A 12,023-nucleotide genomic window follows, 5' to 3' on the forward strand; every position below is an offset into this window, starting at 1 on the left:
GTATTTCCTAAAACAAGTAATTTTATACATAATGAACTTCTAAAAACTTACATTTTTGAATATATCCAAAAAAAAGAAAACGCTTTATTTTAGTATTGTAATGATTGTTATCACTACAATAACGTATCTCAATCATTTTAATAATTCTTTTCACTTTGATGATATTCATACTATTACCGAAAATCCTAACATAAGAGACTTAAAAAATATCCCATCATTTTTTAAAGACGGAACCACCATAAGTTCTCTAGCTCAAAATCAAACTTACAGACCTGTAGTAACTACATCTCTAGCCTTTGATTATTGGCTCGGTAACGGATATAATGTGTTTTATTTTCACCTTACTTCATTTATTCTATTCCTTTTACAAGGTATTCTTATCTTTTTATTTGTCCATAGAATACTCAACTTATCACTAGACAACACCTATAATTTCTATGTCGCTTCTGGAATAACATTATGGTATATGATACATCCAGTAATGGCAGAAACCATAAACTACATTATTGCGAGGTCTGATTTACAATCCACTTTTTTTGTAGTACTGGCATTTGTTATTTATCAATACTCTTCTATTGCAAAAAAATATTATTTGTATCTGATTCCTGTAGCTATAGGAGCTTTGGCAAAACCTACAGCTATTATGTTTGCTCCTTTATTTTTAAGTTATGTACTACTTTTTGAAGAAAAAGTAAATTTCTTTACTTTATTTTCTTCAAAATCCTTTAACAAAACTGTTAGAGCAATAGTAAAATCTATCCCATCAATAATTTTCTGTACGCTTTTATATATCTTCCATCATATAATGACTCCAGACACTTTTACTACTGGATCATCAGAAACGTTCAACTATCTTATTACGCAACCGTTCGTAATTTTTCATTACTTCACAAGTATTTTTCTTCCTACAAATCTCAGTGCAGATACAGATTGGAAAGCTTTACAAACAATTTGGTCATACCAATATTTTATAGGTCTGTTATTTTTATCCATAGCGGTATATATTATATGGATTACTTCTAGAAAAGAAAAACATCATCCAATTTGTTTTGGATTATTATGGTTTTTCATTGCACTTGCTCCAACTTCTAGTTTTATTCCACTGGCAGAAGTAATGAATGATCATCGTATGTTTTTTCCTTATATAGGATTAATACTTAGTGTAGGTTGGTCTTGTAATTTACTTCTTCAACATCTTAGTAATAAATATCATTTTCGATCTTCGTATCTCCTTATTCCCCTGCTAGTACTATTGGCTATCTATGCCTTTGGGACTTACTTGAGAAATGAAGTATGGGATAATGATCAAAGTCTATGGAAAGATGTCACTATTAAAAGTCCAAAAAACCCAAGAGGATTAATGAACTATGGGATTATAAAAATGGAAGCAGGAGAGCATGACATTGCCGAAGAATACTTTAAAAAATCTCTAAAAATAGCACCTGATTATCCTTTTTTACACATAAATCTCGGAGTATTAAATAATATAAAAGGAAACAGTTTAATTGCTGAAGAGTATTTTAAAAAAGCCATAGAATATGGAGGTAATTATTATCATTCATGGTTTCATTATGGGAAGTTTTTATGGGAAAAGTCCAGAAATGAGGAGTCTATTGATAAATTATCTAAGTCATTAAAATTATCTCCTTCAAATATAGAAATACGAATGTTACTTATGGAAAACTATCTGAAGTTAGAAGATTGGAAAAATCTAAATACAATAGCCTCAAGTACCCTAGAAATGGATAAAAATAATAAAAGAGTTCAGTACTTTTTATTAGCAAGTGTCGAAAAAAATGGCGTGCTTGATATGGAAGAAAAAGAAATCATAAATAATCCCACACCCGAAAAGTACTTTACTCTTAGTTTTAAATATTACCAAAAAAAGCAATATCTTAAATCCATATCTATTGCCGAAAAAGCCATAGCTTTAAATCCTAATTATGCCGAAGCTTACAATAATATTTGTAGCGCATATAATATTCTGGGGAATTATGACAAAGCCATTGAAGCTTGTAAGAAAGCAATACAATTAGCTCCAAATTACCAACTAGCAAAAAATAATCTTGATGATATTCTTAATCGAAAAAATAAAATTGAGTATCAAATCGAACTTCTAAAAAAAGATAACAGCGAAGCCAATTATTTAAATTTAAGTGTTTTATACTACAATAACGGATTGTTTGAAAGATGTATAAAAGTAGCTGAAGAAGGAATCATACAACATCCTAATTCTGATAAATTATATAATAACATTTGTAGTGGATATAATGCTTTAAAAAAATGGGACAAGGCTATTGAAGCCGGTAAAAAAGGATTAACTCTTAATCCCGACAATCAACTTTTAAAAAATAACTTCGAGGTAGCTTTAAAAAATATACAACAATAACATAGAGTCTCTTACTAACAATAGATAAGAATTTAATAAGCATCAAAATCTAAAGCATTAAATTGTATTTTGGAAAAATCAAACTTCCTACCCTTATCAGTAAGGTCTTTAAAAATTAAATTAAGTGGAGACGGTCTCATTTTTAAAGGAATATCAAAATAAAAAGATTTTTTCCAATGAATTGAATTATCAATACCTATCCATAGTTTAAAAGGCCTTAAATTTAAAGTATTCGTTGAGTTATCAGCAATATTATAGCTTTGATCAAAATCTTTAAGAATTGCCTGTATACCAAAACGATCTGTTGGAGCTAAAATTCTATTATTTTTAATTTTATAATGTAATTCAGGATTAGATATACGCCATTGCACAGTTTCCTCATCCCAAATTCTTTGATAATCTAGATCACAATCCTCTTTTGTACGTATAATTTTACCCCAACCTAGTTTAGCATCAAGCATTCTTATAAGTTGAAAATCCAATTTCTTTAAAAAACCTGGCGTGCTTTGAGCATTAGCAACTCCGATTACAAAACTAAACCCCTTATCAGCTGCTTCTTTATAACTCTCACTTGCAAGCCTGGGAAATAGTCTTTTCCCTCTATGTTCAGGATGCGTTGCTGTATTTAATGATAATAATCCTTTCTCTTCTTTACCAAAAATTTTGGCTTTTATTGGCATCAAGGCATAATGAGCAGCTAATGTGGTTCCTGCATATGCATTATAACCCATCATTTTCCCAACCGGGTTATCAATATATTGCCAAGAAATAAAAGCTTCTGTGTATTTCTTAGCATGAGGAAAAGTAATTCTTAACAGATCTGTAACTTCCTTAATCGATGTCTTGTCCGTTTGAATAGGCAAAAAATTGTAGCTCATCTATTTTCTGTATTATATTTCAAATCCTCTTGATAGTTTTTTAATTGTATTTCTATCACTTTTTGATCCCTATATGCTTCGCTTATATAGAAGTCTATTTTCTTTTCGTTATTAAAATACTAAAATCTTTAATTTTACTTTATTAAAAAAATAGAGATCATTCTCTATTCATCTCCTTATTTTTATTGTTGTAAACGTTCTATATAACTTTTGTACGTGATTATTTTTGAATCATATTGATCCATAATTGTATGGAGTCTTGGAAATACTTTCTTTCGGTTAAAATACATTAATCTATTATAAATCCAATTATCATTAATCTCAGGATGCATAAACTTTTCCTGATCTGTATCAATGTCATACGGATGAAAATAACTAGTCACTGCTCTGTTTTGTTTATAATGAAAATCAAAACTATTTTTAATTAAAAAAAAAGGTAAAAACCTAAAATATATACCTCCAGAAAATGGTACTTTAAAGAATGATCCTTTTCTTAAACTTACCGGTATCTCCCATAAATCATCATTCATTTTTCTTGGATTTTCACCAAATTCTTTCCAACCGTATAAAGGGTTTTTTGCAGGAAGTACCGAACTAGAATATTTAAATCCCAAATCTGTTAAGACATCAAAGACCCATTGTACATCTTTAGTAATAGAGTACGTTGGTGCTCTGTATCCTATTAATTCTGTTGCTCCAGCTTTATATAGATTTTCCATATTTTGCTGTAGATCAATTCTAAACTCTTCTTTACTTTGAATTGTTACGGGAATATGCTTGTTTGAGTGACATGCAATTTCATGTCCTTCGGCAACAATAGTTTTAATAAGATCTGGGTAATATTTTGGAATATCTCCAACAGTAAAAAATGTAGCTTTTGCCTTATAAAAATTTAAAAAGATAAGATATTGTTCTACTAATTTTTCAACACTTGGCTTATATTTTAATCCATCATTAACACGCAAACGAACATCTTCTAAGTCAATACTAAACAAAAAAATATTTTCTTTTTTATCAAACTTCATTATTCGTCAATTATACTCATATTTTTCAAAAAAACAGTTCGACTATTTTTGGTTATATTCAAAGTTAATTTTTTAAATATTTCTGTTTTGAAATAAATTATTGATTTTTTCTAAGAGCAGATAGTTGTTCCGCTATTAGCCCTAAAAGAAAAATTAATAACCCGGTAAGAATTAAAGTACTTGCTCCGATACTAATACCTTTACCCTGAAAGAAAAAGTTAGCTCCCCAAAAAACACCAAATACAAAAAAAAAGGCTGAAATAGGTAAGAAAATCCTTGCTGGATTAAACAAAATAATGATATTAATAATCTCCATAATGGTTTCGAAGGCTGTCCTTATACCAATAGTACTAGTCCCTCCCATTCGTTTCTTAATTTGTATTGGTTCTTCAATAACCAAATGTCGATTACTCACAAAAGTTAAGGTGATAATATCACTAAAAGACATTGTATCCGGAGTAAGTTTTAGATATTTATTGACCAATTCTGTATCATAAATCTTCATTCCCGAGTTGATATCATAAACTGATAATTTCATTAACATTTTTGCTACAAAGCGAATAATTCCTTTACCCACCTTCCTAAATGCAGAAGCTGACATTTGTCCTTTTCTACTCCCAATAACCAAATCCGCATCTGTTTCTAATATTTTTGCAAACAGATTATCCACATCACTTAAATAATGTTGACCATCAGCATCTATGGTTATAACATAATCTGTAATGCATTTTTCAATACCACTTTTAATAGCACCTCCATACCCCTTATTTACTTTATGAGTAATTACTGTAAGTATCGAAGTAGTTGCAGCATGTGTTTTCAAAATTTCACCAGTCTTATCCTTAGAACCATCATTAACTAAAATAAGTGAATACTCATTATTAATACAATGATCAATAACCTCGGGTAAAAATATTTTTAATGATTCTTCTTCATTATAAACGGGCATTACAATGGTTAATGTCTTACTCATCGAGTATATTTTTAAAACAATATAAACATACTAAATTTATCTTTAGTCTTGGTCATAAGAATAAAAAAGACATTTTTTCCCAAAACTTCTTTACCTTGTGCATAGTAAAATTTAAAAAGAATGAATGATCTTATTAATCAGCTAAATCTTAATTTTGACGAAAACTTCTCGATTCTAAATTATGTAATTAATATACTTATCTGTGGAGTATTACTTTTCTTCCTGAAAATTATTTATGTGCGATATGGAACAGCAATATCCAATAGATCTCAATTATCAAAAGTTCTGATTTTAGTTGGCATAACTACTTTTATTATTATTTCAATTGTAAAATCGTCACTAGCTCTTTCTTTAGGCCTGGTAGGCGCGCTCTCTATTATTAGGTTTCGAACGGCCATAAAAGAACCTGAAGAACTAGGCTATTTCTTTATTGCTATTTCAATTGGATTAGGATTAGGAGCTAATCAATTGTTACCTACAGTTATCGGTTTTGGAATACTTATTTTAATTGTAGTTTTACTTAATAAGAATAAATTAGGCAACTCTTTTTCTCAAAACTTACTCATACGTCTACAATGTAAAAATGACGATAAATCCAAAATTACAGATCAAATTAGTACTATAGTTTCTGAACATTCTAATCAAGTTGATCTAAAGAGAATAAAATATGCTAATGAGGAAATCAACTTTAATTTTTCAATAAATATATCCTCAATTGAGAAGATAAAAGCAATACATGATAGCCTATCCAAAATAGACAATAGTATTGATGTTACATTTCTAAGTAATGAAATATAATATAGAGTGTTGACGGGATAAAACTTGTTTTTTTATGAATATCAAAAAGGTTCAAAATAAAAAATCTGATTTAATCATAATGCCAATTGTATTTTTTGCATTATTTATAGCCAGTTTAATATTTCAAAAAAAGAATGCTTTACCTGATAATCAAAAAATCTTACACAATACAGAAATCCCTACTACTACCCTTAACAAAGAAGAAATAGTAGAAATGATCAATAAGAGTATTAACAAAATACACTCCAACCCAGAGTTTTCAATTTATTATAAAGAAAATCAAGGTGTCCCAAAACTATATTATGTATACAAGGACAGTTTAACAAATAGGCAATTAAATGACGCCTTTTTCATACATATTTTCCCAAAAGATGAACAGGCATTATTGAAATTACAGAAGTATAATTACATAAACATTGATTTCTTCGATTTCAATCCAATTAAAATAAAAACAAACACTGAAACTTATTTTGTTTTCAGAGGTGTTTTTTTTCATAAAACATTATCCGAATTTTTAGAGCCTAATAAAGTAAAATTCTTCAACACAGGTAGGTTTTCAAGTAATCAAGGAAGATCCTATCAAGTAAATGGAATCAATTTTGAAAATCTATCCTCTGCGAATATTTCTAACACATTAGAAAAAATAACGATCTCTTTAACTCAAAAGAATTTTGAGAAAATAAAATCAAGACGAAATGAAGCATTAAAAAGTAAAATTTTAATAAAAAAAGAAGATGATTTCGTTTCATCCAAAGTTTCATACAATACTACTAAGAATATAAAATCTAAAGTTAGATTAAAAGGGGATTGGACAGACCATTTGGATGATGAAAAAAAATGGTCTTTCAGAGTAATTCTTGAAGATGACAACACTACTATAAGAGGGATGAGTAAATTCTCTATCCAGCACCCAAAAGTTAGAAATTATGAATGGGAATGGTTATTCCAAAAAGTGATTAAAAATAATGACTTAATTGGATTACGATATGATTTTGTCAATATAGACATAGAAGTTAAAGATAAAGATAATACTCAAACAATTCCTTTAGGAATTATGGCAATTGAAGAATCTTTTGATAAAAGATTAATAGAGAATAACAGGAGAAGAGAAGGTATTATTTTATCTTTTGAGGAATCTTTGCTCTGGGAAGATCGAAAAAAATCGTACGACCTAAAATTGAACGTCAATTCATGGAGCAAAAACTTACAGGAAACACAAAATTTACCTATTAAAGTTTTTGATGAATCAAGAGTACTTTCTGACCCTGTATTATTAAAACAGTTTAATGTTGCCAAAAACCTATTAGAAGGTCTTAAAAAAGGAAAATTAAAAATCTCAGAAGTATTTGATATTGATAAATTAACAACCTTTGTGGCGTTAATAAATTTATTTGGAGGACAACATGGGTTAATAGATCATAATCTAAGGGTTTATTTTAATCCTGTTACAAATAAACTAGAACCTGTTTGCTTTGACTCTCATCCTGGTTCAAGAATAAATCAGATTACCAACTATCCCTTCTCTCAAGGAGATATGGTTTATACTCAAAAACTGTTAGAAAAGTTTGAAATAATTAGCAATGAAAAATTTATTAAAAATTTTATTAATAAGTTCGATAACGACCTTAATACAATATTTAAAAATTTAAAAACAGAATTAAAAACAACCGTAGATCTTTCAATTCTTGATTATAACAGTAATTTCATTAAAAAACAAATAAACCCTTCTGATGCAATTATTTCTAATTTATTGAATATTGACAAAAAAGAAATACAGGTAGATATTAGCAATCTATCTAATTTTCCTGTTATTATTAATAGTTTAGAACATATTGACGGAAAAAGGTTAAGTTCTTCTTTTTCTTCTGACCTAATCATCTATCCAAATGAGAAGAAGCTCATTACTTTTAATATAAAAGATGCCTTTAATAATGCCTTCGTTTCAAAAAAGAACAAAAAAGGGGGATTTCGCTACCCTAAGGATGTAAAAAAAATGAAAGTAAAATATAAGTTCCCAGGTATTTCATTTTCCAGAAAGAATAATATCATCCCTTTTGCATCAAATCAAAATGAAACACTTGAGATTATTAATACTTATAAAAAATCATTTGTTACCAACTACACTAATTTTGAGTTTATAAAAGTAAAAAACAACATACTTACAATACCTAGAGGGAATTATAAATTAAATAAAACCTTAGTCATTCCAAAAGATCATAAAGTTTTTATCGAAAAAGGAGTCTCTATAGATATGACAAATGGAGCATCCATCATTTCATATTCACCAATCATATGTAGAGGAACAAAGGATTTTCCTATCCAATTTTTTTCATCTAATAATTCTAGTGGAGGAATTTTTATTACAAACACTAAAGAGAAATCAACATTAAACCATTGTCACTTTACAAGCCTTTCTAATCCAACCTCAAAGTTATGGGCGCTATCTGGGGCAATAAATTTTAATGAAACTATTGTCGAAATATCTAACTCAGTTTTCCAAAATAATAGATCAGAAGATGGGTTAAATATTATTAGATCCAAATTTGTAATTGATTCTACAGTTTTTAAAAATACATTATCAGATGCATTTGATGGAGATTTTGTAGAAGGAAAAATTCTAAATAGCTCATTTTTAAACAACGGAAATGATGGTATTGATGTATCAGGCTCAAGTATTTTCTTAAAAGATATAGTAATTAACAATTCTTCCGACAAAGCAATAAGTGCTGGAGAATCAAGTACAATCACAGGAATGAACATCAATGTTTCTGAAGGAGAAATTGGTATTGTAAGTAAAGATTTATCGAGTATTTCATTGCAAAATGTTAACGTATCAAATACAAAATTAGGATTATCATCTTTTCAAAAAAAATCAGAATATGGAACAGGATCAATTGATATTTCAATGTTAACATTAAAGAACAATGAATTAGACTACCTTGTTGAAAACGGTTCTCAGCTTTTAATAGATAAAGCCCCGGTCAAAACGGTATCTAATAAAGTAATAGATCAAATGTATGGTAAAAAATATGGAAAAAGCAGTAAGTGAAAATTTTCATAAACCACTCTTTCACAATCTGAGATATGAAAGAAAATTTATATTTCAAAATATAGACCTAAATGATCTAATACAAACTATTGTTTATACAAACAATTTTTGTTTTGAAGAAATCTACTCAAAAAGAGCTGTCAATAATATATATTTTGATGATAATAATTATACATTCTATAAACAGAACGTTTCTGGAGATGGGATAAGAGAAAAATATAGACTCCGGTGGTACAATAGTACTCCTTCAATAATAAAATCACCAATCATCGAAATAAAAAAGAAAATTGGAGAAGTTGGAGATAAGTTTTCTCTTAAAATGCCTTCTTTTGAAAGTAATATAGAATCATTAAGTATAGATCAGATCAATTCCCAAATCATAGAAGCATTAAAAGAAACAAAAAACGAAGAATTGATTTTTAAGCTTCATAGTCTATTCCCAACACTGTCCAACTCATATGAAAGACGATATTTTCTTTCCTCTTGTGAAAAGTTTAGGATTACTTTGGATTTTAATATGATTTTTTTTAATCCCAATAATTATAATGATTACCATTTGATTGATAATGAGATTATTTTAGAACTCAAATACAATAAGGAATACGATAATGAATCTAGGGCTATAACTCAACAAATTAACTCTCGATTATCTAAAAACTCAAAATACGTAAGAGGTATTGAGATAATTCATTCTTAACTTATGAAAAATAAAAGGTCTTTCGAACCAGTTAAGTCCAAAATATGTCTTTTGACCATCATCTTGTCTTTAGTATGTATTTTTTTTACCATCACATGTGCTGCCCCAAAAAAAGGAATTCTTAATTCCCGATCAAATTACATTTACTTGTCACATACTAGATTACAAACAAATGACAGTATATTTAAGAAAATCTATGATATAAATATGAATCTATACGATATGACATTATTAGGTGGAGACTTGGGAGTTTCAACATTTAAAGATTCAATAATATATCACCTCGATAAAGTCTTTGACTTAAGAAATAAAAATACGTTGTGGAGTATTGGCAATCATGACAATACATCAAATGAAAATTTTAAGAGATTCACAAACAAAAATAAGTTTCATTATTATGTAAAAGATGAAACTACTTTTATAACGATTAATTCTCAAGACAGTTTAAGTTCTATAGTTGGTAAACAAAAAAAAGAGTTTTTTAATATCTTAAATACTTTACGGACCAAAAATGTTGTCATCCTTTCTCATAAATTAATTTTTATGGATCAACACCCTATAATGGACAGTCAAATTAATCAGGTCTGTAATGGCCCTAAAGGAATTTGCGATTACTGTCATAATTCAAATAATTTTCAATCCGAAATATATCCAAAACTATTACAGATCAAAAAATCTGGTAAAAACATCATTTGGATTGGAGGTGATCTGGGAGCAAAAGCTTCAAAATTTGAATATGTAGATAAGAATGGAGTAATTTTCTTAGGGAATAGCTTTTGGTTTATGAATAACAATAACCACCTCCTACTTCTTTCTAATTATAAAAACGAAATCAATTACAAATTTATAGCAATAGATACTTTAATAAAACATCAAAGCTCAAAATACATTAATTCCCTTTTTTCCAATTAATTACTAGATAAGATATATGATAAAAATAAAAAAGCCTCACTTAATAGTGAGGCTTTTGAGCGGGAGACCGGGTTCGAACCGGCGACATTCAGCTTGGAAGGCTGACGCTCTACCAACTGAGCTACTCCCGCTTTTGCGATGGCAAATGTATTAGATTTCTTTGAAAAAAAAAACTAAATACTTTTTTTAAAATAAATAATTCATTTTTTAACAAAAATCAAAGGTTATAACTTAACAAACGTGTGTTTTATCGGTAAAAATTGTTTTTTATCGAAAAAATTGTATATTTGCTTAGTTAATTGAATTTTAATAGTTTATCAAATTATATTTATATTAGAATCCAATTCGTGGATTCTGTAAATATTAAAAAACTATGGTAAACCCATATATAGAATAAGTTATAAGCCTCAAATAAAACCAAAATATGAAGATAAAATTACCCCTGATAATCTTATTTTTATCTTTAGTAACTGCACAAGCGCAGGTTAAGGTTGGAGACAACCCTAACCAAATCGATGCATTTTCTATTTTAGAATTAGAAAGTGCAGATAAAGCATTTGTACTTACCAGAGTTACTACATCGCAAATGAATGCTATTACTCCTTTCAACGGAGCATTAGTATACAACACCACTGATAATTGTATTTTTCAATATAATAATGATAGTTGGAGCAGTCTTTGTTCAGGCAATGATAATCAACAATTATCTTTCAATTCAACAACAAACATATTAACCCTTGAGGACGGCGGATTCGTCGACCTATCTTCTCTGCTATCAGCTGGACCACAGGGACCAACTGGAGCAACTGGAGCACAAGGACCAACAGGAAATACAGGTGCGCAAGGACCGACAGGTGCTACTGGAGCAACCGGAGCGCAAGGACCAACAGGAAATACAGGTGCACAAGGACCAACAGGAAACACAGGTGCGCAAGGGCCGACAGGTGCTACTGGAGCAACTGGTGCACAAGGACCAACAGGTGCCACTGGAGCAACTGGAGCACAAGGACCAACAGGAAATACAGGTGCGCAAGGACCAACTGGTGCTACTGGAGCAACCGGAGCGCAAGGACCAACAGGAAATACAGGTGCGCAAGGGCCGACAGGTGCTACTGGAGCAACTGGTGCACAAGGACCAACAGGTGCCACTGGAGCAACTGGAGCACAAGGACCAACAGGAAATACAGGTGCGCAAGGACCGACAGGTGCTACTGGAGCAACCGGTGCACAGGGACCAACTGGTGCTACTGGAGCAACCGGAGCGCAAGGACCAACAGGAAATACAGGTGCACAAGGACCAAC

The 12,023-nt window shown here is 29.8% G+C and carries 9 protein-coding genes and 1 tRNA gene; 6 read left to right on the plus strand and 4 right to left on the minus strand.

Going from position 1 to position 12,023, the window contains the following annotated elements; all coding sequences use genetic code 11:
* Nucleotides 1–55: 55 nt before the first annotated feature.
* The gene (locus FOF46_RS20935) at nt 56–2,389 is read left to right on the plus strand and encodes a tetratricopeptide repeat protein (protein ID WP_143917793.1); all 2,334 of its coding nucleotides are present in this window, start codon (nt 56–58) and stop codon (nt 2,387–2,389) included.
* A 32-nt stretch (nt 2,390–2,421) separates the two neighbouring features.
* Here the strand turns inward: FOF46_RS20935 and FOF46_RS20940 are convergent, their stop codons facing one another.
* The 3 genes from FOF46_RS20940 to FOF46_RS20950 form a co-directional block, all read right to left on the minus strand.
* Nucleotides 2,422–3,267: a GNAT family N-acetyltransferase gene (locus FOF46_RS20940; protein ID WP_143917794.1), complete on the minus strand. Its 846-nt coding sequence runs from the start codon at nt 3,265–3,267 to the stop codon at nt 2,422–2,424.
* Between the two features lie 182 nt (nt 3,268–3,449).
* Nucleotides 3,450–4,292, minus strand: a complete 843-nt coding sequence (locus FOF46_RS20945; RefSeq protein ID WP_143917795.1) for a polysaccharide deacetylase family protein — start codon at nt 4,290–4,292, stop codon at nt 3,450–3,452.
* A 97-nt stretch (nt 4,293–4,389) separates the two neighbouring features.
* Nucleotides 4,390–5,265 carry a glycosyltransferase family 2 protein gene (locus tag FOF46_RS20950; protein ID WP_109434693.1) on the minus strand — a complete coding sequence of 292 codons (876 nt, stop codon included), beginning with the start codon at nt 5,263–5,265 and terminating at the stop codon, nt 4,390–4,392.
* Nucleotides 5,266–5,385: 120 nt separating this feature from the next.
* Between FOF46_RS20950 and FOF46_RS20955 the strand changes: the two genes are divergently transcribed.
* From FOF46_RS20955 to FOF46_RS20970, 4 genes are all read left to right on the plus strand, one after another.
* On the plus strand, nt 5,386–6,063 hold the full coding sequence (locus tag FOF46_RS20955) for a DUF4956 domain-containing protein (RefSeq protein ID WP_143917796.1): 678 nt from the start codon (nt 5,386–5,388) through the stop codon (nt 6,061–6,063).
* 34 nt (nt 6,064–6,097) lie between these two features.
* Nucleotides 6,098–9,112, plus strand: coding sequence for a hypothetical protein (locus FOF46_RS20960; RefSeq protein WP_143917797.1), 3,015 nt, complete (start codon nt 6,098–6,100; stop codon nt 9,110–9,112).
* Nucleotides 9,093–9,809 carry a polyphosphate polymerase domain-containing protein gene (locus FOF46_RS20965; RefSeq protein ID WP_160114050.1) on the plus strand — a complete coding sequence of 239 codons (717 nt, stop codon included), beginning with the start codon at nt 9,093–9,095 and terminating at the stop codon, nt 9,807–9,809. The genes FOF46_RS20960 and FOF46_RS20965 overlap by 20 nt, the downstream gene beginning before the upstream one ends.
* Before the next feature lie 222 nt (nt 9,810–10,031).
* Nucleotides 10,032–10,721 (plus strand): hypothetical protein, encoded by a 690-nt coding sequence (locus tag FOF46_RS20970; protein ID WP_143917798.1) that lies wholly within the window; start codon nt 10,032–10,034, stop codon nt 10,719–10,721.
* Between the two features lie 58 nt (nt 10,722–10,779).
* On the opposite strand, the gene FOF46_RS20975 is transcribed toward FOF46_RS20970, so the two are convergent.
* Nucleotides 10,780–10,852 (minus strand) — tRNA-Gly (locus FOF46_RS20975).
* 293 nt (nt 10,853–11,145) lie between these two features.
* On the opposite strand from FOF46_RS20975, the gene FOF46_RS32365 reads away from it, so the two are divergent.
* Nucleotides 11,146–12,023, plus strand: an 878-nt coding sequence (locus FOF46_RS32365; RefSeq protein WP_478209724.1) for a collagen-like domain-containing protein, incomplete at its 3' end; no start/stop codon positions are given.

Origin of the sequence: Aquimarina algiphila (genome assembly GCF_007489275.1) — a bacterium.
Taxonomy (GTDB): Bacteria; Bacteroidota; Bacteroidia; order Flavobacteriales; family Flavobacteriaceae; genus Aquimarina; species Aquimarina algiphila.

Bases quoted from the DNA above. Each gene is read 5' to 3' on its own strand.
- FOF46_RS20940 (WP_143917794.1), bottom strand. From the start codon at position 3,267: ATGAGCTACAATTTTTTGCCTATTCAAACGGACAAGACATCGATTAAG.
- FOF46_RS20945 (WP_143917795.1), bottom strand. From the start codon at position 4,292: ATGAAGTTTGATAAAAAAGAAAATATTTTTTTGTTTAGTATTGACTTA.
- FOF46_RS20950 (WP_109434693.1), bottom strand. From the start codon at position 5,265: ATGAGTAAGACATTAACCATTGTAATGCCCGTTTATAATGAAGAAGAA.
- FOF46_RS20955 (WP_143917796.1), top strand. From the start codon at position 5,386: ATGAATGATCTTATTAATCAGCTAAATCTTAATTTTGACGAAAACTTC.
- FOF46_RS20960 (WP_143917797.1), top strand. From the start codon at position 6,098: ATGAATATCAAAAAGGTTCAAAATAAAAAATCTGATTTAATCATAATG.
- FOF46_RS20965 (WP_160114050.1), top strand. From the start codon at position 9,093: ATGGAAAAAGCAGTAAGTGAAAATTTTCATAAACCACTCTTTCACAAT.
- FOF46_RS20970 (WP_143917798.1), top strand. From the start codon at position 10,032: ATGACATTATTAGGTGGAGACTTGGGAGTTTCAACATTTAAAGATTCA.